Consider the following 21715-nt stretch of genomic DNA (forward strand, 5'->3'; position numbering starts at 1 on the left):
GTGTCCCTTGCGCACCTTCCTTTGTCTCAGTGCTTTTGGGTGAACCACCCAAAAACCATTTTCCTACATCCCCCGTCCTGCGGTACACGATCCCGTTTTGTTCCAACGGGAGCGCCCGATGCCGCATCATGCCGATACCGCCAAAGCCACCGCCTTCGAACCCTCATCGTTTGGCAGGGGGTGGATTCCCGCCAGCCGGGATATCGGGCTTCCCAATGATGATCTGCCCCCGCGCGATGCGGGCGGGCAGGTGGATTGGGCTGGGTGGGCGCGGGCGGAACGCACGAAGGACAGCGCTGGAGTCCCCCTCCCGCAGGCGGGAGGGGAGTCCAAAGACACCCTTTCGGCTGCGCCGTCGGGTGGCCACAGCTTCACCCCCCTCCTCATCGCGCGGTTCCTCGAACACCTCAGCCGTTCCGGCAATGTTCGCGCGGCGGCGTTGGCGGCGGGGGTTTCGCAGCAGACGGCCTATGTGCGCCGTCGCCGCGATCCGGCTTTTGCTGCAGGGTGGGAGGCCGCGCTGCTCCATGCGCGGGCGGCGGCGGAGCAGGTGCTGGCCGAGCGCGCGATCATGGGGACGACCGAGACGATCTGGTATCGCGGCGAGGCGGTGGGCCAGCGCCAGCGCTTCGATGCGCGGTTGCTGCTCGCCCACCTCGCGCGGCTCGATGCCCGCGCCGCCAAGGCCAGCCCCGCCATCCACCGCCTTGCCGAGGAGTTCGACGACATGCTCCTCGCGCTGGGTGAGGGCGAGGCGCCCGCTGAGGCCGCCTGCCTCCCCGATCCCGAACGCGAACGCTTCATCGAAGAGAGCGAGGCAGAAGCCTTGCGGACCTTCCACGAAACCTGCCCCGAACCCGCCGAGGATGACGACGACGCCACCTGGGATCTCTGGGGCGAAGTCCGCGACGGCATGATAGCCGAAGCCCGCACCCGCGCAGAACGGGAATGGGACGGCGAAACCGACGCCCGCTGCGCAAGGCTCGAAGCGCTGTTCCCGGGGGAGGTAGAGCAGGAGGTGGCTGCCGAGCCTGTCTCGCAAAATCCCCGTCACCCCGGGCTCGACCCGGGGTCCCGCTTCACCGTCGCACCATCGCAACCGGAGGCCGGAGAAACCCCCTCTGCACCGTGTAAACCCCGTAAACCCCTCAGCGATCTGAAATGCGGAACCGCCGCACCGGCGCTGCTGGCATCAAGCCTCAATTGGCCCCTTCCAGCGCCTCACCTGCTTCAAGCCACGCCGCTTCCGCCTCCTCAAGATCCGTGGACAGCTTGGCCCGCCGCTGTGACAGGTCACCCATGCTGAGCTTGGCCAGATCGGGCGCGGCATTGGCGGGTTCGAACATCGCGCGGTCGATCCGGGCGATTTCCGCCTGCAGCTTGGCCACTCGCTTTTCAGCCTGCTCCTGCGCCTTCTGCAGCGCCTTGTACGTCTCGCGCGCCGCCGCACGGGCCTTGCGGTCTTGAGCGCCGCCACCCTTGGCCTGCGGTTCGGACCCGCCTTCCGCCTTGGGCTGGTTGCGGCCGAGGATGAAGTCGATGTAGTCCTCGATGCTGCCGTCAAACGGCTTGGCCGTGCCGCTATCGACGAGGACCAGACGGTCGGCCACCAGTTCGGCCATGTGCCGGTCGTGGCTGATCAGGATCACCGCGCCCTTGTAGGCATTGAGCGCGTGCACCAGCGCCTCGCGCGCGTCGATATCAAGGTGGTTGGTCGGCTCGTCGAGCACCAGCATGTGCGGTGCGTCGCGGGTGACGAGGGCGAGGGCGAGGCGGGCGCGCTCACCGCCCGACAGCGTGCCGACGGCGCTCGTCGCGCGGTTGCCGGAAAAGCCGAAGCGGCCCAGTTGCGCGCGGACGGCGGCGGGGCTCTTGCCCTCCATCGCGCGCGTCATCAGTTCCAGCGGGGTGCCGCCATCGGCAATTTCCTCGACCTGATACTGGGTGAAGTAACCGACCTGCATCTTCCCCGTCGCCGTCATCGCCCCGTCCATCGGCGCAAGCTGCGCGGCGAGCAGGCGGGCGAGCGTGGTCTTGCCGTTGCCGTTGCGGCCGAGCAGGGCGATGCGGTCATCGGGATCGATGCGCAGGTTCAGCCGCTGCAGCACCGGCTTGCCGGGGGTGTAGCCAACGCTGGCGAGGTCGAGCGTGATCAGCGGCGGACGCAGTTCCTCGGGGTCAGGGAAGTCGAAGCTGAGCGAGGGATCTTCGACCACCGCCGCGATCGGTTGCATCTTGGCGAGCATCTTGGCGCGCGATTGCGCCTGCTTGGCGGTGGAGGCGCGGGCGGAATTGCGCGCGATGTAGTCCTTGAGCCGGTCCGCCTGCGCTTCTTGCGCGGCGCGGGCGGCGGCTTGTTGGGCCAGGCGTTCGTTGCGCTGGCGTTCAAAGCTGTCGTACCCGCCAGGATAGAGCGTGAGCTTGCCCGCGTGGAGGTGGACGATGTGGTCGGCCACGTTGTTGAGCAGATCACGCTCGTGACTGATCAGCAGCAGCGTGCCGGGATAGGCCTTGAGGAAGTTCTCCAGCCACAGCGTCGCTTCAAGATCGAGGTGGTTCGAAGGCTCGTCGAGCAGCAGCACATCGGGCGCGGAGAACAGCAGCGCGGCGAGCGCGACGCGCATCCGCCAGCCGCCGGAGAAGCTGTCGAGCGGCTGGCCTTGCATCTCCTCGTCAAAGCCGAGGCCGATGAGGATGCGCGCGGCACGGGCGTCGGCGCTGTAGGCATCGATGGCGAGCAGGCGGTCATGAACATCGCCCAGCCGGTTTGGGTCGGTGCAAGTCTCGGCCTCTGCGAGCAATTGCGTGCGTTCGACGTCGGCGGCGAGGACGGTTTCGAACGGGGTGGCGTTGCCTGCCGGGGCTTCCTGCGCGAGGTAGCCGAGGCGGGTGCGGCGGGGCATTTCGATGGCGCCTTCGTCCGGCTCGATCTCGCCGATGATGGCTTTGACCAGCGTGGATTTGCCCGCGCCGTTGCGACCGACAAGGCCGACGCGGGCGCGCGGGGGGATGGCAGCCGAGGCGCGGGAAATGATGTCGCGTCCGCCGAGGCGCACGGTGATGCCGTTGATGGTAAGCATGGAAAAGGCAGGCGTCCGGTGCAGGAAATCGGGATGGATCGGGCGCGCGAGTCCCTGTCATACTCGCCCCGTGTAGGCAAGCGGAGTTGAAACCCATCAAGGTTCGCAAGGTGCCCCTGCCGCCCTCACAAATGTCGCTCCCACACATTTCGTCATTCCCGCGCAGGCGGGAATCCAGTTTCCAAGGTTGCGCGCTGGATTCCCGCTTGCGCGGGAATGACGAAAACGGGGGGTGAAACAGGTTTGTGCGTCCCCGCGCAGGCGGGGACCTCAGGAGGTTTAAGCAGACGTTCCGTAACAACACCGAGGCCCCGCCTTCGCGGGGGAGCGGGGTTTTGGAAGGGGGGAGAGTGGGGTGCGCGATTTGGGGGAATGTGATGTGGCCCCCTTGCCGGGGGTAATCCGAAGGGGCAGAACGGCGGATATGACCAACACGCTTTATTACGGCGACAATCTTCACGTGCTGCGCGAACATGTGAAGGATGAGAGCGTCGATCTGATCTATCTTGATCCGCCGTTTAATTCGAACGCCAACTACAACATCCTGTTCAAATCGCCCGAAGGCCACAATTCGGACGCGCAGATCGAGGCGTTCGAGGATACGTGGCACTGGAATGCCAGCGCCGAGGCGGCGTTCGACGAAGTGATGCGCAGCGGCAATACGGCGGCGTTCGAACTGCTGCGGGCGATGCGCGGCTTTCTGGGCGACAACGACATGATGGCCTATCTGGCGATGATGGCGGTGCGCCTGCTGGAACTGCACCGCGTGCTGAAGCCGACAGGCTCGCTCTATCTGCACTGCGATCCGACCGCGAGCCATTACCTGAAGCTGTTGCTGGATGGGGTGTTTGGGGCGAAGGCGTTTACAAATGAAATAGTTTGGAAGCGGACTACTTCACGAGGGAATACAACGATCTCATATCCTGACGTGACGGATACCATTTTTTATTACTGCAAGTCGAACGATCACATTTATAATAAACTTTATACGGCGTACAGTGAAAGTTATCTAGCTTCAAAGTATCGCTACAAAACAGCTGATGGCAGAATCTATCGGCTGGACAATCTACGGAATCCTGGCGTGCGGCCCAATCTGCACTATGAATACAAAGGATTTAAACCACACCCCAACGGGTGGGCAGTCTCGCGAGAGCGAATGGAGCAATTTGACCGTGAGGGTAGGCTTGAGTTTCCCAAGAGCCCCGAGGGAAGAATTCAGCTAAGGCGATTTTTGGATGAAATGGCGGGAACGCCAGTGAATACTCTCTGGGACGACATCGCGCCTTTGAATTCCCAAGCCCAAGAACGCCTCGGTTATCCCACCCAAAAACCCCTCGCCCTGCTCGAACGCATCATCGCGGCCTCGTCCAACGAGGGCGATGTGGTGCTCGATCCGTTCTGCGGGTGCGGGACGGCGGTTCATGCGGCGCAAAAGCTGGGGCGGCAGTGGCTGGGCATCGATGTAACGCATCTGGCCATCAGCCTGATCGAAAAGCGGATGAAGGATGCCTTTCCGGGCGCAGACTTCACCGTGGAAGGGCGCCCGCAGGATTTGGGCGCGGCGCTCGATCTGGCGGAGCGGGACAAGTACCAGTTCCAGTGGTGGGCGGTGAGCCTTGTCGATGCGCTGCCCTATGGCGGCAAGAAGAAGGGCGCGGACGGCGGGATCGACGGGCTGATCTATTTCAAGCCCGATGGCAAGCGCACCGAAAAGGCGATTGTTTCGGTGAAGGGCGGAAAGAACGTGGACGTGAAGATGATCCGCGATCTGCATTCGGCGATGGAGCGCGAAAAGGCCCCATTCGGCGTGTTCATCTGCGCAGGGCTTCCGACCAAGCCGATGGAAAAGGAAGCCGCCGCCGTGGGGCTGTGGCAGAACGAATATACCGGGCGGTCACATCCCCGGTTGCAAATCCTGACGCTGGCGGAACTGTTCAAGGGCAAGCGGCTCGATATTCCGTGGGTGGACGCCAGCGTGATGAAAAGCGCCAAGCGCGAGGACACTTCGCGGCAGGGGAATCTGTTGTGAAGCATGGGTGAGACGGCAACCGATCCTGCTTTGTGTCCTTCACCGGAATGCCGTGTCAGCTTTTCGGTGCCCGTTCATGGCTGGATCTATCTGCATATTCGGGGCCTGACGCGCGGCGGAGGCAAAATCAGCTGTTCGGAAGTGCGCGATCCGTTTCCCGATTTCATCCGTTGGCTTGAAGCCATCATCGACCGCCCCCGCGCGGCAAGCTGGGTCATCGGGGATGAAGGCTCAACCAATATCCTGACTTGCGTTCCGCACCATTCACTGGGCAGCGAAGGCGACCATCTGATCGTAAACCGCCTCGATTGGGAAGAACATTGCGTACAGGAGTGGTCACCTGCTGAACTGGTGCGGGATTTCTACACGGCGTTCGTGGAAATGACCGAACGGGCGGATTATGACCCGCGCGCGTGGGAATGGTCTGGCGATCCGCGCGACTATTGCGGGTCGCTATATGAATCCGACGATCTCGATTGGCACTACCGGCCCGGCGCATTCCCCTATTCAGGCGCGCGGCTGCATTTGCTGCGATCACGCAAGATCGAGGCGTTCATCACGGGTAGCGGAACTGAGCAACTGACACTGGCTTTCGATGGATGAGCGACCGGTGAAGGGCGAGGCCGTTCCTTAACAACACCGAGGCCCCCGCCCCAACGACATCTGGCGCGAGGGAGCGGGGCTTCTGGTAGTCGGAAGAAGGGCCTGATCAGATCAGCACTCCATCCAGCCCCATTGTCGCATACACGCCATTTGCGCCGAAGCCGACGATGTCGGCCTGACCGTCGATGTTCAGGTCTGCCAGTTCGCGGTGGTAGAGGGTGTCGCTGGTCCAGCCCTGATTTTGACCGAAGTTGGCGAGATCGAAATTGGCAGCGGTGAAGGTGCCGTCAGCCTTGCCATAGGCGACGAAGGTGCCTGCTATGCCGAAGCCGACGATATCGTCGCGGCCATCGCCATCGACGTCGCCCATGTCGCGCGGGAAGGCATCCTGTGTCGACCAGCCCTGGCCGGTGCCGAAGTTTTCCAGCGCGAGGACGGGGGCGGCGAATGTGCCGTTGGCCTGGCCGAGGGCGACATATGTGCCGTGGGCGCCAAAGCCGATGACGTCATCGCGGCCATCGCCGTCCACGTCTGCCAGTTCGCGGTGGAAGGTGTTGTCGGATGTCCAGCCCTGCGCGATGCCGAAATTGGCGAGGGCGAGAGTAGCCGTGCCGAAATTGCCCTTGCCATCGCCGAGAGCAACCAGCGTGCCCGCCTGCCCGAAGCCGACGATATCGGCAAAACCATCGCCGTTCACATCGCCCGCGGTGCGGGCAAAGCCATTTTGCGAGGTCCAGCCATTGGCGGGGTTGAAGTTTGACGAGCCGGTGATGGGGGCGGCAAAGCCGTAGTAGGCGACAGTCGTGCCGGGCGTGTTGCCGGGCTTTTGCAGGATCGTGCTGAGGGCAACCTGCACGCCGAAAGTGCCGAAGCCGATGACGTCATCGCGGCCATCGCCGTTAACGTCTGCCATTTCGCGATGGAAGTTGTTGTCCGACGCCCAGCCCTGATTGACGCCGAAATTGGCGATGCCCGTGTAGGTTGGCAGGTAGGTATCGTCCGACTGGCGAATGGCGACAAGCGTGCCTTCCTGCCCGAACCCGACGATATCCGGGCGGCGATCCCCGTTCACATCGGCAAGAAGGCGCGGGAAGCGGTCTTGCGATGTCCAGCCTCCTGCATTCGGGGCGAAATCGGCAAGGATCGCGTCGCCGGGATCGACGAAACGGGACGTGATGTAAAGCGCTTCGCCGAAGAGCAGTTGCTCGATGCCGGTGAGCGTATCGATGCCCTCCTTGCCGGAGGTGACGGTAATGGACCCATTGGCGTTGCGGGTGATCGTGGCGTCAGCACGGGCGAGATTGAAGAACGCGGTATCGATGCCGGGACCGCCTTCGAGCGTGTCTTTGCCCGCACCGCCGCTGAGATAATCGTTGCCGAAGCCGCCGACGAGATGGTTTGGCCCCTTGCCGGCCTGCAGAATATCGTCTCCGCCATTGCCGTAGATGGTGCCGCCCAGGGTTCCGCCACGGGCATCGACGGTATCGTCGCCCGGACCCATCTCTATGTCGCCGGTGACCTGCCCGTTGATCAGGATCTGCGATGAGGCGCTGAAATCGCCCTCTGGCGTATCGAGATCGACACCGAATAGCCGCGCGTTGACGCTGTAGATGCTGGCGATGGTGCTATCTGTGCTGACGACAAGGCGGGCGCCGAATACCGCATCGACGTTGGTGGACGTGAGCGTACTGGCGTTGATGGTCAGGCCCGTTCCCTGGCCCACGCGGATGTCGGTAAAATCAGACCCGGCGTTGTCGATCGTCCAGTTCGACTGGATGACGTAGTCTAGATTTATGAAGAGCTTTTCAAAACCGCTAAATCGGCCAAGATCGACCGAGCGCGGCGAACCCTCGTTGAATGTGTCCAAGCGTAGCGTATCGATCCCAGCTCCGCCATCAACAAGTCCGCCGACCGTCGCCAGTGGGCGGAAATCACTTGCGCTGAATTTTAAAAAGTCATCGCCGAGACCAAGATTGACATTGCCTGTGATACTACTTGCTTGGCTAAGTATAACGTATTCTGACTTGCCGGTTCCGGAAATTGACCTAAATGTCGATGCGCTCACTGCAATATAGTCACCATCCAGTGCCAGATCGACGAGCGGGTTAATGGAAGTGATAAAGTTTGCCAGCGCATTCTCTGTCGCTGAGACAATCGTGACAGATTGCAATCCGGACAAGTTTTGAATGTTACTGGTGGTTCTATCAGCAACGTAAATTGTCGCCTGCTCAAAGCCTGCGAGATTGGCTGCGTCGAAAACAGCCGGGCCTGTGGCGATTTGGAGTGAGTCGTATTCCTCACCCCCAACAGCTCTGAAGGACGTATAAGCACCTTCGATGCGAAGGACATCCGCTCCTGCGCCGAGATCAATGAGGTTCAACGACGCCCCGCTACCTGATGCAGTGAAGCTGTCGTTCCCGCCAGCGAGTGTGACATTGCCGGAAATTGTGCCGCGATTGACCACGATGTCATCGCCGGAGGAGCCGGTGATCAGGGCGACTTGACCGCCAGCCTCGTTGATGAAGGTGGAACCGCCCTGATTCATCGCCACGCCGCGATAGAAAATGCGGCCCGAGGCGGTGTTCGTCAGCGTGATGCCGGGCGCGTCCAGACTGATGCCGCCATAGGTGAGCGCATTGTTGGTGGCGGTGCCTGCGGTGGTGATGCTGCGAGGCGCATAGTAGGCAAGGCCGATACCGCCGGTAATGAACGGGGTGGCGGCGAAGACACCGGGGCCAAGACCGGGCAAGGCGATGGTCGTGCTGCCGTACGTGAGCGAACCGCCACTAAATTCGACAAAGCTGCTGACCGCAGGCGCATCCGTGATGACGATCAGATCGTCAGGACCGAAGTCCGTGATGGTATCGCCATTCAGATTGGCGGTGGTGCCTGAAATACGATCACCACCCCCAGCGCCGGTGATTGTATCAATACCAGACGTGGCATTTAGGATTTCTGCTGAACCAGTTCCGGTAACAATGGCCAATGTCGTAAATCCCTGTCCGCGCACTCAATACTGCTGCCTGTGTAATAGCAGGTGCGGGTCGGGTGTCTACGATTTGGCGACGAATTAGTGGTGGTGCTGCTCCTGCCCATGCGGCGTCACCAGCGGGAGATCTTCATAGGCGGGTTGGAAGCCCAGCAGGCGGTAGAGTTCCGGGCGGAGGTAGGGGAAGGCGTCTCCGGCGTCTTCGTGGACGCGGGCGCATTCGCCCAGGAATGTGTCGATAGTGCGAAAAAGGCCGCGTTTCATGGGGTACCGTTTTTGTGCGGAATTGCGACGCGCGAACCCTTGCGCCGGGAGGCGTGAGTCGCGCCAAGATATTCTTGTTTCGTCAAATTTCGGCAATGTGGTGGATCGAAACACAGCTTCTCTAACATGCTGGGAACGCTGGAGAAGCTGTGTCTGGAAAGAGGTCAGTCGGTGATCTTAAGGGGCGCGGCCTCAGCCTTGGGCAGGGGGGCGCCCATGCGGGCCGCCAGTGTGGGGGCGATGGCGCGCATATCGATCTCGCCAAGGTTGCGGGCTTGGGCCACGCCCTTGCCCATTATGAGGAAAGTGGAGCGCATTTCCGGCAGGGTTGGGAAATAGCCATGCATTCCCTTGTAGCGCGAGGGTTTGGCCAGCGGTGCTTGCGCGTCGAAACTGCCGGCAAGCGCGCCGGGCTTCAGATCGACATAGAAGCTGGCCTGCGGATTGCCGCCCATCTGTGCGATTTCGGCGCGGGTGGCGATTTTCGCGATCCGCGCTTGCGGGTCTGCCGCGAGCTTTTCGAGCAGACTGCCTACCATCCCGCCAAGCGCCGCATCATCGGGCCGGGCAAGGACGATGGCAATCGAGCCGCCCGACGGCCAAGGCATGGCGTCCCATGATGCGACTTTGCCATCGGCGTTGAGCTTTATCAGCCCGGCATCGATGAACGGGCGGAACAGGTTGATTTCGGTCTCGGTGGCGACAAAGCCGTGATCGCTGACGAGCGCGACCGTGGCATCGGGATGTGCGGCCAGTTCGGCAGCAGCCATCTTGCCCACAGCAGCGTCGAGACGTTCAAGCACGGCATTGGCCTGCGCGCTGCCGGGGCCGAACAGGTGCTCTTCATGATCGAGCGCGGCGAGATAGACGGTGAGGAAGCCGGGCTTCTTCGTTTCGATCAGGCGAACGGCGAATTTTGCTCGGTTTTCGTCGGCTTCCACGCCTTCATCGATGCCATCGGCATAGGGACCGCAATCGTGTTCGAGCGCTGCGTAGAGGCCAGGCGTGGCGAGCGCTTTCAGCATCTTGCGATCATCCGCGTGGCCCGAACGCCAGATCTGCGGCATGTTCCACGTGAGCGAGGAGACGCCGACGCTGACCGGCCAATGAATGTTGCCAGTGGTGTGGCCCGCCGCCTTTGCCGCGTCCCACAGGGTAGGGGCGGTGATATCATCCGCAAACCAGAACCAGCCGCCGTAGTTGATCTGTGTGGGATCGAACGTGGTGTTGCCGACGATGCCGTGGCGGGCGGGTGCCACGCCGGTGATCAGCGTGGTGTGGCTAGGGTAGGTAACGGTGGGCAGATTGCCGGTGACGCTGGTGGCGTAGCTGCCTTCGGCAAGGAAGCGGCGGAGGTTGGGGATTTTGAGGCCGCGCTTATCAGCTTCGAGGACATCGCCGGGGCGAAGGCCATCTATCGAGATGAGCAGGACCGGCGCGCGGCTTTCTTCGGCCCGAACGGCGACAGGCGCCGCACTGCATAGCAGCGCGACGCCCGCGACGAGGGCCTTTGCGAAGGAAAGGCCGGGCATGTTCAGAAGCCGACCTTGACGGTGGCAAAGACCTGCATCGGCGCACCGGCCAGCAGGGTCTGGTTATCGCCGCTGAAGCCGAAGCCGTTGGACCCGATCGTGGCGACATAGCGCTTGTCGAACAGGTTCACCGCGTTGAACTGCAGTTCGACCGGCTGGCGCTGGCCGATGTCGAGGCGGTAGCCGATGGTGGCATCCACCAGCGCGCGGCCCGGCACTGACTGATCGTTCAGGTAGGTGAAGTAGCGCTTTGACAGGTAGTTCACGCCCACACGACCAAAGACCGTATCGCTGTCATACGACAGTTCGCCACGCAACAGGTGCTTTGGCGTATCGACCACGGTTTTGCCCTTGGTCGGCTGGACCGTGACCGGGGTGGTGCTGGTGATCACAACATCATCGCGATAAGTGGTGTCGTTGTAGCTGTAGGACGCGAATGCGCCAAAGCCGCCGGGGAGCTTTACGTCCACTGCCGCTTCGATGCCGAGCGCGCGGACCGAACCGACGTTCTGCAACGCGTTGGTTGCGCCGACGATGCCAAGCGATGTGGGGATGACCAGCAGGCGATCGCGGAAGTTCACATAATAACCCGCGAGCGAGGCGTTCACGATGCCGGTGTTATAGCGCAGGCCGGCTTCGTAAGTGTCAGAGCGTTCGGGCTTGATCGTGTCCTTGATGGCATCGAAGCCGGCCTGCGTGGCCGAGAACGGGCCGCTGGTGGTGGACGCCTGATAGGCGCGCGTTACCTGCGTAAAGCCTGCAAAAGCTTCGAGGCCGCCATCGAACTTGTAGTTCAGGCCTACATGCGGCTGGAACCAGTCTTCCACCTTCAGATCGCCCGTGGCGCGGCTGTTGGTGTTTACCAGCGCGAAGGCGTTGGTATCGACTGAATAGCCCTTCCAGCCGATGTTCACCTTGAGCGCGCCGAGATCGATATCGTCAGAAACGTAATATTGCAGCGTATCGGTTTCGAACGCGATGGACCACTGGGTGGCGAAGGGGTTGCGCTGGAAATCGCGGTGATCGCGGCCCGGATTGGTGCGGCTTTCATAGCCGTAGAAACGACGCGACTGGATGAAGTCGTTCTTTTCGTACCAGCCGCCGATCAGCAGCGTGTTCATGCCGAATTCGCCGGTCCACGAAGCGAAGGCGCCCTTGCGCTTGATGTCGTATTCGGTGGTGCGGATCGACATCGGCACACCCGAAGGACTGGCGAGGTAGGGGGTGCCCCAAGTGCCCTGACCATCGTTTTCGTGGTAGTAGCCCTTGATCGCGAACTTGCCGGTATCGCCGGTAGCGATGGTCAGGCCGAGCGAGGCGAGCGTGTCCTTGCGCAGGCCGGATGCGTCATAATAGGCATCGTCGGCAATGACGATGGGCGAGGGGTAGGTGGTGCCCGCAGCCAGGTTGGTGGGCGTGACGCCGCTGTAGCCGGTGTTGGCGGCGATATCGGCAACCAGCACGGCTTCGGAATAGCGCGAAGGACCGAAGTTGTCCCAGTCATAGCCGAGACGACCGATCATCTCCAGGCTGAGATCCTGATAGTCCTGCTCTGCGCGGTCCGAATAGCTGAGCGAGCCATCGAGATCGACGCCTTCGCCCAGCGGCATCACGCCGCGCGCGTTGACCATGAAAGTGCGTTGTTTGCCATCACCCTTCCACTTGTCGCCATCCTGATACTGGACCGAGGCATAGGCGCGTGCGCCATCAGCCGCACCCACGCCGATGCGGGCAAAACCGCGGTACGTATTTTCAGAACCGTAGGTGCCACTGGCGGTGACGCCCAGCGCGTCCTTCGGATCGAGCGAGAAGAATTCGAGCGTCCCGCCAAGGTTGTTGGTCGACTGCGCGGCGATGGAGCCGGAGCCTTGGGAAACGCGGGTGACGCCAATGTTTTCAGGGCTGATCGCGCGGCTGATGTGCAGACCGTTGGCGTTGCCATAGGACATATCGCCCAGCGGAATACCATCGAGGTTGAAGCCGAGCTGGTTCTGGCTGAAGCCGCGAATGGTGACGCGGGTGGACCATTCATAGTTGCCGAAAGCATCGGCCGACTGGAAATTGACCGAAGGCAGCTTTTCGATGGCCTTCAGCGGGCTGGTGCCCGAGGCGAGAATGGTGAGTTCGGCAGTCGACAGTTCCTGCACTTGGCGGGTCTGGCCTGCGCCGAGGACGACGATTTCAGCGCTGGCGGCATCTGCGGCGGCAGCGGCTTCCTCGGCAGCAGGGGCGGACTGGGCGGCGGCGATTGCCGGGGCGGCAACGAGCGAAGTGCTGGCCAGCAGCACGGCGACGATACGCATGGTTTGATCCCTCATGTTCCACATTGGTGTGGTGAGGCGGCTGCTAGGCCTTCGCTGTTGCAGCATCGTGCAATTTCAGGGACAGATCAGGGACATCTGTGTGACGAATGATTGACAGCAATGTTCCGCAGTGTCGCTGTCACGCGACTGTAACGCATGGTGCGCAATGGCTGGCAGAATGTCGGCAGGGGACTTGGCTTTGAGTATCGATGATCTGCCTCCGGTGCAGGAACGCTTCTTCAATCGGGAACTGAGCTGGCTTGCGTTCAATCGGCGCGTTCTGGCCGAGGCGGTGAATGCGGACTATCCGTTGCTGGAGCGGTTGCGGTTCCTGTCGATCAGCGGCAACAATCTTGACGAGTTCATGATGGTGCGCGTGGCCGGGATCGCGGGGCAGGTTCGGCGGCAGATCGATGAGCTTTCCATCGATGGGCAGACGCCGCAGCAGCAGCTTGGCGCTTTGCTGGAGGCGGTGAAGGAACTGATCGACGCGCAGCAGGACGTGTTGTTCGGGCTGAAGGACCATCTGGCCGAAGCCGGAATCCGCATCATCGACAACGACGCCCTGAACAAGGGTGAAGCCGAGTGGCTGCGCGACTATTTCGAAGAACATGTCGTGCCGGTGCTGACGCCGCAGGCGATTGATCCGGCGCATCCGTTCCCGTTTATCGCCAACCAGGGCACGGGCATCCTGTTCCAGTTACAGCGCGTGGCCGATAGCGCGGGGGTGACGGAGATGATCCTGATCCCGCCTGCGCTGCCGCGCTTTGTCCGGCTTCCGGGTAGCAAGGCATCTTGGGTGGGGATTGAGGAACTGGTCCGGCGCCATGCAACGCTGCTGTTTCCGGGGTTCAAGATTCTGGGCAATGGCACGTTCCGCGTGCTGCGCGACAGCGATATCGAAATCGAGGAAGATGCCGAGGATCTGGTACGCTATTATCGCACCGCCATCCAGCGGCGGCGGCGCGGCAAGGTCATCTTGCTGCACTTGCAGGAAAATTTCGATGCCGATGCCGAGCGTCTGCTTCGTCAGCAATTGCGGCTGGATCATGCGCTGGTGATCAAGAGCCGGGGCTTGCTGGCGATCAGCGGGCTTTCGGCGGTGATCGACGAGGATCGGCAGGATCTGAAGTTCGATCCCTATAACCCGCGCTACCCGGAACGCATCCTTGAGCATGACGGCGATTGCTTTTCGGCCATTCGCGAAAAGGATCTGGTGATCCACCACCCTTACGAAAGTTTCGAGGTGGTGATCGATTTCCTGCGGCAGGCGGCGGCAGACCCGGACGTGGTGGCGATCAAGCAGACGCTTTATCGTGCGGGCAAGCAATCGGCGGTGATTGCGGCGCTGATCGCGGCGGCGGAGGCGGGCAAGTCGGTGACCGCCGTGGTCGAACTGAAGGCGCGCTTTGACGAAGAGCAGAACCTGATGTGGGCCGCGCAACTGGAACGCGCGGGCGTGCAGGTGATCTATGGCTTCGTGGACTGGAAGACCCACGCCAAGATCAGCATGGTGGTGCGGCGCGAAGGGGGCGGGTATCGGACCTACTGCCACTTCGGCACGGGCAATTATCACCCGATCACCGCGCGCATCTATACCGACCTGTCGTTCTTCACCGCCGATCCGCGCATGGGGCGCGATGCGGGGCAGTTGTTCAACTTCGTGACCGGATATGTCGAACCGAAGCACACCGAACTGCTGGCGATCAGCCCGATCAACCTGCGCGAACGGCTGTATGAGTGCATTGATCGCGAAGTGACGCTGGCCAAGGCCGGGCGGCCTGCGACGATCTGGGCCAAGCTGAACCAGTTGACCGACCCGGACCTGATCGACCGGCTATACCTTGCCAGCATGGCGGGCGTCGAAATCCGGCTGGTGGTGCGCGGCATCTGCTGCCTGAAGCCGGGCGTGCCGGGGCTTTCGGAAACGATCGAGGTGAAATCGATCATCGGACGGTTCCTTGAACACAGCCGCATCTGGGCGTTCGGAAATGGCGCGCGGATGCCGAACAAGCGGGCGCGGGTGTTCATATCTTCGGCTGACGGGATGAGCCGCAACATGGGCCGTCGCGTTGAAGTGCTGGTGCCGGTGAAGAACCCGACGGTGCATGACCAGATACTCGATCAGGTGATGCTGGCGAACCTGCTGGACACCGAACAGAGCTGGGAACTGGGGCCGGACGGGGACTACGAGCGGTTCGAGAAAGGGGAGCCGTCGTTCAACCTGCACGGCTATTTCATGACCAACCCGTCGCTTTCCGGGCGCGGGGCAGCGCTTTCCCGTGGACGAAAAGTTCCCAAGCTTGCGTTGCGGCGCGGTGCGGCTAACCGTGGCTGAGTGAACAGCCCGCAGAATATCTATGCTTGGGAGCAATCCCGCGCGATCATCGACATCGGATCGAACACGGTTCGGCTGGTGGTCTATGGTGGGCCGCCGCGCGCGCCGGTGACGCTGCTGAACGAGAAGGTCACGGCGAAGCTGGGCAAGCATGTGGCCGAGACGGGGCGGCTTTCGGAAAAGGCCGTGGGGGGCGTGCTGGCCGCATTGGCGCGATACAAGGCGTTGATCGATCTGGCAGGCGTGCCGCAGGTTGATGTGGTGGCGACGGCAGCAGCGCGCGATGCCAGCAATGGTGCGGAATTTCTGGAGAAGGTGCGCGCCATCGGCTTTGCGCCGCGTCTGTTGAGCGGTGTGGAAGAGGCCGAGACGAGCGCTACCGGCGTGCTGGGCGCATTTCCCCACGCGGCGGGGATCGTGGGTGATCTGGGCGGCGGGAGCCTCGAACTGGTGGACGTGGCCGATGGCGGCACAAGCCACGGGGTCAGCCTGCCGCTGGGATCGCTGCGGCTGCCTGCCTTGCGCGCCAAAGGGGACCGCGTATTCGTGCGTGAAATCGGGCGAATGCTGGCCAAGGCTGATTGGGCGGCAGAGCCGGGGACGGACCTCTATCTCGTCGGCGGATCGATGCGCGCGCTGGCGCGGGGCATGATGGTGCGGCTGGGCTGGCCGATGGAGGATACGCACGGCTTTGCGTTGCCTGCGGCTGAAGCGTTGAAGCTGGCAAGGCAACTGGCGCGGCGCGGGCAGGCACTGCAGCCGATAGATGGCGTATCGTCGAGCCGATTGGCCAGCATTCCCGATGCTGCCGCGCTGCTGGCCGTGCTGTTGCAGCGATTGCAGCCGGGGCGCGTGATCTTCTCGTCATGGGGCTTGCGCGAAGGGGTGCTGTTCGGATCGCTTAGCGACGCGGTGCAGAAGGAAGATCCGTTGCTGGCGGGCGTCATGGCGTTTGTTGGTGGCATGGCGGTGGATGTGGCGCTGGTGGACGCGGCGGCGGAATGGATGGCGGACGTGGTGCCGATGGCGCGCACCCCGCTGGGCCGCGCGGCGCTGGCACTGTGTCTTGCGGCGGGACGGGTGGAGCCTAATCTACGGCGCGGGTTGCCCGCAGACTGGGGGCTGGCGAAGCGGTGGGTCGGCGTGGACAATGCCGGGCGCGCGATGTTGGCGGCAGCATTACGTGGTAGCGTGGGCAAGGTGCAAAAGGATGCGGTGGCGGAGCCTTGGGCGCGGCTGGCCCCTTCTGCCGCGCTGGCCGAGGCGCGAGGGCTGGGACTGGCCGCGCGGCTGTGCCGACGCATGAGTGCAGGATCGGCAGCGGTTATCAGGTCTACGCGACTGACGGTGGAAGGCGGCCATTTGCGGCTGACGAGCGCCGTGCCGCAACTGATTGGTGATGGGTCTTCACGCGATCTGAAGGAGCTGGCGCAGCATCTGGGGCTGGCTGTCTGATAGTGAGCGAGGGGTGATGGTGGGCCCGGCAGGACTTGAACCCGCGACCTAGCCGTTATGAGCGGCCAGCTCTAACCAACTGAGCTACAGGCCCATCGCGCTTCCCGCTACAGATGCAGGCAGCGCTTGGCAAGACGCCTGATCAGACTTCTGCCGCTTCGATGATATCGCGCACGCAGGCGGGTTTTATGCCGTGGGTTTCGAGATGTGCGAAGACGCCGCGCCACCAATCGTAGAACAGGTCGAGGTCTTCGTCATTGCGGACATAGGGCGTGTGGCCGGGGCTGAGCGAAGGGCTGTGGAACGACAGGACCAGCAGTGGCAGGCCGAGGTCAACCGCCACATCGATGCCGCGCTTTGCCTCGTCCAGCGTGATGCCTTCGGGGGTTAGCGAGATGCGTTCAAGCAGGCCGAGTTTTGCCAGCACGCCACGCATTCGGGGCACGCGCCACATAAGCGGATAGATGTGCTTGCCAAAGCGTTTTAGCGGCCCGGAGAAGACCGTGGTCAGCGGCGCTTCTATCAGCCCGTTGCGCTTGTCTATCCACCACGGGCGCAGGGGGTGCAGGTGGAAATCGGGGCCGCCGCTGGAACTGTAATCGAAATTCGCGCGGACCGACGTGTCGATGGCGATGCCGCATTCGGACAGGATGCCCGCCGTGTTGGCCCCCACGCCATAGCGTCCGGCACGGTAAATGGCCGGGCCGACGCCGAAAGCGTGTTCGATGGTATCGCGCAGCTTGCGGAACTTGGCGCGTTCCAGATCGGGCGGCAAGTTACCCGCAAAGCTATTGTGGACGGTCACGTCTTCGTGGTGCGGCGGGTTGACCCACGGGTGCAACTGCACGCCGATCTCCGCGCGGCCATGCGCGACGGCATCGGCCAGCACTTCGGCAGCGCGCGGATCGCTCGCCACCGGATAATCGACGAGGTAGATCGGGACGACGCCAAGGCCTTCGCAGAACTGCTGGAACTTGGCGAGGCGAGGAACGTGATCAAGGCCGTGGCTGGTGCGGTCCAGCGGCTTCGACCAATCGAACTCCTCTTCGGTGTCGATGGTCAGGATGAAGCGGGTGCCGAATGAGGGCGCGAAACGCACGAAATCGGCGTCGCCAGGCATACGAAGAACTTCGGCTGGCGTGACCATGCGGCGGATCAGCCCTGAACCGCTGATGCCGGTGCCGGGATATCGGCGCGGGGCAGCATGATCGTCAGACGTTCGCCTTCACGCAACAGCACGCCGTGCGCTGCTTCAAATTCCGCGCGGGCGAGGCGTAGGGCGAAGCCGTTGCCAAGCATGGCCGGGGCAGCGAACGAGCCAGAATTGCCAGAGACATCGGGTGCGAACAGGGCGGTGTCATCGAGCCGGTAGAGCGCGGCGGGCAGGGCGATGGCGAGGTGTGCGTTTTGGTCGCCGGTTTCGAGCGCAATGGTCAGCCGCTCGCCCGGCGCGACACTGGCGGCAATGACGGACAGCACACGCCAGACCGAGCGTTCGAGTTCGTCTGCTGCCATGCCGACGGGCAGAGGGGCTGAAGGCACATCGATGGCCAGGCGGACGTTGCGCGCGGCGAAGACCGGCGTCACCTGATCGATCAGCCGGGCAACCACTTGGGCGGCATCGGCTTCACCCGGATCGAGGGTGAGGGCGCGGCTTTCAAGCTTTACGAGGCGTTCGACTTCTTCAAACCCGGCGAGGATCTGGGCCGCGTCAGCCGCGATGCTGGCGGCCATCGCGCGGTATTGGTGCGGGGTGCTGCCCAGCGCCTGCGACTGGATCATTTCGGCAAAGCCCTGAATCGCGTTGATCGGGGTACGCAATTCGTGGAGCAACTGGCGCAGGCGGTCGGCTTCGTCCGAGGCCGGGGTTGGTGGTGCAACAGGTGCGGCAGGCGCGAGTGCGAGCGGACGGCGCAGGCGCAGCAGGTAGCCGGTGAAGCGGCCACCATCGGGCGCGAACAGCGGCATGCCATCGGCCTGCCAAGCGCCGGCGACCATCGGTGCACCATCGATCTGCAATTGCCCGGCGTTGATCGGCTGGCGATGGCGGAAGGCCTGCATCATCGCCTTGTCGCAATGGACGGGGGCGGAATCATCGGCGCAGAATGCGGCGGCGCCGACCAGCATTCCGGGCGGATCAATGGCGGCGTGAACGACGGTGCCGAGCGCATCGGTGCGCAGGTCGATGGAAAGCGGTGTGGGCCGCGCGGCATCGGGTTCTTCGGCAAAGGGCAGGCGAGGGGCTACGCCATCGGCGCGAGCCTGACCGGGGGCTTCGCTGGTGGCTGCGTCGCGTTCCTTGCGTTTGGCCCTGAAGGCCTCGATCCGGCGGACGATTGCGCCGATGCCGTCTGCCACATCAGGGTGCAGTTCTGGCAGCGGGGCATCGGGCGTTGGTGGTGGCGGCTGCGATGCCTGTGGCGGCGCAGGGGGCGCCTCAGTGACCGCGACTTGCGCAGGTTTGACTTGGGTGCGGGCCGGTTCTGGCAGCAGGAAATCGTCGACGCCCAGTTGCGAGAGCAGCTTGCGCACCGATGCGCCAAGATCACTGCGATGGCGCACGAAGCCGCGTGCGATGGTGGGCAGGCGAGGAATCAGGGCCAGCCAGTCTTCATCAGTCAGCCGGGCGGAGGCGACCGCGGCGGAGGCCGTGCGCGGTGCTTTCTGCGCGAAATGATAGACCAGCACTGCGGAACTGTGCGGCACGCCGCGCAGAACGGCGGCGCATTCTTCATCAGAGAGGTGCGATGCCAGCGAATCGACCCGTTGCAGCGCGGTGGCGTGGCGCGCGTTCCATTGCGCAAGTGGCACGATGCCGAGCAGATCGACCAGTTGTCGCAACTGGGTGCGCGCCGCCGTCTTTCCTGCCACGTTGGTGCGCAGCACGGTTTCGAGACGGTCATCGACGATCATTCACGCTCCGCACAGGTGAAGAAGTTGTATTGGGCATAATTGCGGCGCTGCGCACCGGAACCCCGCTATAGTCTTCATAAGGCTAACAAAGTGTGGCCATACCGGAAAGATAGGTATCCACTGCGTTGCAATGTGGCACGCTTGCACTATGAAACAATAAAATTATCTTGAGGATGCTGATTTGTGCGGAAAGTTGCGATTCACGCTTCTTTCCGAAACGCCCGAGCGGGCTTTAGCGAAACGGACGAACGAACGAAGCATGGCAACCCTTGATGGTATTGACCGGCGGCTCCTTGCCGAACTGCAGGCAGAGGGCCGCGTGACCAATGTCGAACTGGCGCAGCGCGTGGGTTTGACCGCGCCGCCATGCCTGCGTCGGGTGCGCGCGCTGGAAGATGCGGGTGTGATCCGGGGGTATCACGCCGATCTGGATTCGTCCAAGCTGGGCTTTGCGATCACCGTCTTCGCCCTCGTCAGCCTGAAAAGCCAAGCCGAGGAATCGCTGCGCCAGTTCGAAGAGCACATGCGCACACTGCCCGAAGTGCGCGAATGCCATATGCTGAACGGCGAAATCGACTTCATTCTGAAGATTGTCAGCCGCGATCTGCAAAGCTTTCAGGAATTCCTTACCAGCAAGCTGACGCCAGCGCCCAACGTGGCGAGCGTGAAGACGTCGCTCACGATTCGCACGGCCAAGCAGGTGCCGGGGGTGCCGCTGGAGGATTGAGCCGCCGGTGCAGCAGCGAAAGCCAGGATGGGCTTTCGCTTCGGACTTTAGGCAGACGAAGATGCCGCGCGTTCGTGGTGCCGGATGACTTCCTCGATAATGAACCGGAGGAACTTTTCGGAGAATTCCGGGTCCAGCTTCGCGTCCTCGGCCAGCTTGCGCAGGCGGGCGATCTGGCGTTCCTCACGGCCGGGGTCTGACGCGGGAAGCTTGTTCGTGGCCTTATAAGCGCCGACGGCCTGCGTAATGCGGAAGCGTTCGGCCAGGATGTGGATCATCGCTGCATCGATATTGTCGATGGACTGGCGATAGCCTGCCAGAACCGTATCTTCGCTCATCAACCTACCCCATCCATTGGTCTGCTCGGATGGATAAGGCCGCTACAGTGCAAGTTGCGTCTTGCCAAGCGCCGCCCTTGCCGCCAAGCGGTGCCCAAGATGACTGCGACCGTCCACACCCTGCCGCGCAAGGCGGAACCTTCGCTCGCGCCGATGATGGCTCTCGTTGCCGAGGGCATGAACAGCGTCAACGCCGTGATCCTTGACCGGATGCAATCGCGCATCCCGTTGATCCCCACGCTGGCCGGGCACCTAATCGCCGGCGGGGGCAAGCGGATGCGTCCGATGCTGACGCTCGCCAGCGCATCGTTGCTGGGATACGGCGGCAGCCGTCATTACAAGCTGGCGGCAGCGGTGGAGTTCATCCACACGGCTACTTTGCTGCACGATGATGTGGTGGATGGATCCGACATGCGGCGGGGGAAAAAGACCGCCAACATCGTCTATGGCAACCCGGCGACCGTGCTGGTGGGCGATTTCCTGTTCAGCCGCAGCTTCGAACTGATGGTCGAAGATGGCTCGCTGAAAGTCCTGCGCATTCTTTCAAACGCTTCGGCGGTGATTTCGGAAGGCGAGGTGGATCAGTTGGTCGCGCAGCGCCAGATCGACACGACCGAGGAAATGTATCTCGACATTATCGCAGCCAAGACGGCGGCGCTGTTTTCTGCCGCGTGCCGCATCGCTGCCGTGGTGGCCGAACGGCCTGAGGCGGATGAGCTGGCGCTTGACTCCTATGGCCGCAATCTGGGCATCGCGTTTCAGCTGGCAGACGATGCCATCGACTATGATTCGGATGCCGCCGAAATGGGCAAAGATCAGGGCGACGATTTCCGCGAAGGCAAGATGACCTTGCCGGTGATCCTTGCCTATGCGCGCGGCGATGCGGATGAGCGCAAGTTCTGGCAGGAAGCGATTGCGGGGGACCGTTCGTCTGACGCCGATCTTGGCCACGCCATCGAACTGATCCGCCGCCACGATGCGGTGAACGCCACGCGCGAACGGGCGCGGATGTATGCGCAGCGCGCGATTGATGCGATTGCGGGATTTCCTGCCAGTGCAGCCAAGACGGCGATGACGGAAGCGGCGCTCTTTGCGGTGGCGCGGAGATTCTGATTTTTGTGGAGAGCGCCTGATGCAGCATCGT

Annotated in this window: 15 protein-coding genes and 1 tRNA gene; 7 read left to right on the forward strand and 9 right to left on the reverse strand. The window is 62.7% G+C overall.

Annotated elements, in window-relative coordinates:
- Positions 1–118 precede the first annotated feature (118 nt).
- Positions 119–1306: a hypothetical protein gene (locus HGI47_RS10230; protein ID WP_168852679.1), complete on the forward strand. Its 1188-nt coding sequence runs from the start codon at positions 119–121 to the stop codon at positions 1304–1306.
- Here HGI47_RS10230 and HGI47_RS10235 read toward each other — a convergent pair.
- Positions 1200–3080, reverse strand: a complete 1881-nt coding sequence (locus HGI47_RS10235) for an ABC-F family ATP-binding cassette domain-containing protein (protein WP_168852680.1) — start codon at positions 3078–3080, stop codon at positions 1200–1202. The genes HGI47_RS10230 and HGI47_RS10235 overlap by 107 nt on opposite strands.
- A gap of 424 nt (positions 3081–3504) precedes the next feature.
- Between HGI47_RS10235 and HGI47_RS10240 the strand changes: the two genes are divergently transcribed.
- Both HGI47_RS10240 and HGI47_RS10245 read left to right on the forward strand, forming a co-directional pair.
- A complete protein-coding gene (locus tag HGI47_RS10240) occupies positions 3505–5109 on the forward strand; it encodes a DNA methyltransferase (RefSeq protein WP_168852681.1) in 1605 nt (534 codons plus the stop codon).
- Between the two features lie 3 nt (positions 5110–5112).
- Positions 5113–5712 carry a hypothetical protein gene (locus tag HGI47_RS10245; RefSeq protein ID WP_168852682.1) on the forward strand — a complete coding sequence of 200 codons (600 nt, stop codon included), beginning with the start codon at positions 5113–5115 and terminating at the stop codon, positions 5710–5712.
- A gap of 106 nt (positions 5713–5818) precedes the next feature.
- Here the strand turns inward: HGI47_RS10245 and HGI47_RS10250 are convergent, their stop codons facing one another.
- The 4 genes from HGI47_RS10250 to HGI47_RS10265 form a co-directional block, all read right to left on the reverse strand.
- Positions 5819–8698, reverse strand: coding sequence for an FG-GAP-like repeat-containing protein (locus tag HGI47_RS10250; RefSeq protein WP_168852683.1), 2880 nt, complete (start codon positions 8696–8698; stop codon positions 5819–5821).
- Between the two features lie 84 nt (positions 8699–8782).
- Positions 8783–8965, reverse strand: coding sequence for a hypothetical protein (locus HGI47_RS10255; RefSeq protein WP_168852684.1), 183 nt, complete (start codon positions 8963–8965; stop codon positions 8783–8785).
- A gap of 164 nt (positions 8966–9129) precedes the next feature.
- Positions 9130–10497: an alkaline phosphatase family protein gene (locus HGI47_RS10260; protein WP_168852685.1), complete on the reverse strand. Its 1368-nt coding sequence runs from the start codon at positions 10495–10497 to the stop codon at positions 9130–9132.
- Between the two features lie 2 nt (positions 10498–10499).
- Complete coding sequence (locus HGI47_RS10265; protein WP_168852686.1) at positions 10500–12800, reverse strand: TonB-dependent receptor domain-containing protein; 2301 nt, start codon at positions 12798–12800, stop codon at positions 10500–10502.
- A gap of 178 nt (positions 12801–12978) precedes the next feature.
- On the opposite strand from HGI47_RS10265, the gene HGI47_RS10270 reads away from it, so the two are divergent.
- Together HGI47_RS10270 and HGI47_RS10275 are read left to right on the forward strand one after the other, a co-directional pair.
- On the forward strand, positions 12979–15138 hold the full coding sequence (locus tag HGI47_RS10270) for an RNA degradosome polyphosphate kinase (protein WP_370521691.1): 2160 nt from the start codon (positions 12979–12981) through the stop codon (positions 15136–15138).
- Positions 15139–16593, forward strand: a complete 1455-nt coding sequence (locus HGI47_RS10275; protein ID WP_168852688.1) for an exopolyphosphatase — start codon at positions 15139–15141, stop codon at positions 16591–16593.
- Positions 16594–16610: 17 nt separating this feature from the next.
- Here the strand turns inward: HGI47_RS10275 and HGI47_RS10280 are convergent.
- The 3 genes from HGI47_RS10280 to HGI47_RS10290 form a co-directional block, all read right to left on the reverse strand.
- Positions 16611–16687, reverse strand: a tRNA-Ile gene (locus HGI47_RS10280).
- 48 nt (positions 16688–16735) lie between these two features.
- Complete coding sequence (locus tag HGI47_RS10285; protein ID WP_168852689.1) at positions 16736–17740, reverse strand: polysaccharide deacetylase family protein; 1005 nt, start codon at positions 17738–17740, stop codon at positions 16736–16738.
- Positions 17741–17748: 8 nt separating this feature from the next.
- Positions 17749–19506 (reverse strand): sensor histidine kinase KdpD, encoded by a 1758-nt coding sequence (locus tag HGI47_RS10290; protein WP_168852690.1) that lies wholly within the window; start codon positions 19504–19506, stop codon positions 17749–17751.
- A 259-nt stretch (positions 19507–19765) separates the two neighbouring features.
- Here HGI47_RS10290 and HGI47_RS10295 point away from each other — a divergent pair, with 259 nt between their 5' ends.
- A complete protein-coding gene (locus HGI47_RS10295; protein WP_168852691.1) occupies positions 19766–20233 on the forward strand; it encodes an Lrp/AsnC family transcriptional regulator in 468 nt (155 codons plus the stop codon).
- A 47-nt stretch (positions 20234–20280) separates the two neighbouring features.
- Here the strand turns inward: HGI47_RS10295 and HGI47_RS10300 are convergent, their stop codons facing one another.
- Complete coding sequence (locus tag HGI47_RS10300; protein ID WP_168852692.1) at positions 20281–20571, reverse strand: chorismate mutase; 291 nt, start codon at positions 20569–20571, stop codon at positions 20281–20283.
- Between the two features lie 99 nt (positions 20572–20670).
- Between HGI47_RS10300 and HGI47_RS10305 the strand changes: the two genes are divergently transcribed.
- Positions 20671–21684 carry a polyprenyl synthetase family protein gene (locus HGI47_RS10305; protein WP_168852693.1) on the forward strand — a complete coding sequence of 338 codons (1014 nt, stop codon included), beginning with the start codon at positions 20671–20673 and terminating at the stop codon, positions 21682–21684.
- Positions 21685–21715: the final 31 nt, after the last annotated feature.

Source organism: Novosphingobium sp. ERN07 (genome assembly GCF_012641335.1).
Classification (GTDB): domain Bacteria; phylum Pseudomonadota; class Alphaproteobacteria; order Sphingomonadales; family Sphingomonadaceae; genus Novosphingobium.

Bases quoted from the DNA above. Each gene is read 5' to 3' on its own strand.
- HGI47_RS10230 (WP_168852679.1), top strand. From the start codon at position 119: ATGCCGCATCATGCCGATACCGCCAAAGCCACCGCCTTCGAACCCTCA.
- HGI47_RS10270 (WP_370521691.1), top strand. From the start codon at position 12,979: ATGTCGGCAGGGGACTTGGCTTTGAGTATCGATGATCTGCCTCCGGTG.
- HGI47_RS10300 (WP_168852692.1), bottom strand. From the start codon at position 20,571: ATGAGCGAAGATACGGTTCTGGCAGGCTATCGCCAGTCCATCGACAAT.
- HGI47_RS10255 (WP_168852684.1), bottom strand. From the start codon at position 8,965: ATGAAACGCGGCCTTTTTCGCACTATCGACACATTCCTGGGCGAATGC.
- HGI47_RS10260 (WP_168852685.1), bottom strand. From the start codon at position 10,497: ATGCCCGGCCTTTCCTTCGCAAAGGCCCTCGTCGCGGGCGTCGCGCTG.
- HGI47_RS10305 (WP_168852693.1), top strand. From the start codon at position 20,671: ATGACTGCGACCGTCCACACCCTGCCGCGCAAGGCGGAACCTTCGCTC.
- HGI47_RS10285 (WP_168852689.1), bottom strand. From the start codon at position 17,740: ATGGTCACGCCAGCCGAAGTTCTTCGTATGCCTGGCGACGCCGATTTC.
- HGI47_RS10265 (WP_168852686.1), bottom strand. From the start codon at position 12,800: ATGCGTATCGTCGCCGTGCTGCTGGCCAGCACTTCGCTCGTTGCCGCC.
- HGI47_RS10295 (WP_168852691.1), top strand. From the start codon at position 19,766: ATGGCAACCCTTGATGGTATTGACCGGCGGCTCCTTGCCGAACTGCAG.
- HGI47_RS10290 (WP_168852690.1), bottom strand. From the start codon at position 19,506: ATGATCGTCGATGACCGTCTCGAAACCGTGCTGCGCACCAACGTGGCA.
- HGI47_RS10245 (WP_168852682.1), top strand. From the start codon at position 5,113: ATGGGTGAGACGGCAACCGATCCTGCTTTGTGTCCTTCACCGGAATGC.
- HGI47_RS10235 (WP_168852680.1), bottom strand. From the start codon at position 3,080: ATGCTTACCATCAACGGCATCACCGTGCGCCTCGGCGGACGCGACATC.
- HGI47_RS10240 (WP_168852681.1), top strand. From the start codon at position 3,505: ATGACCAACACGCTTTATTACGGCGACAATCTTCACGTGCTGCGCGAA.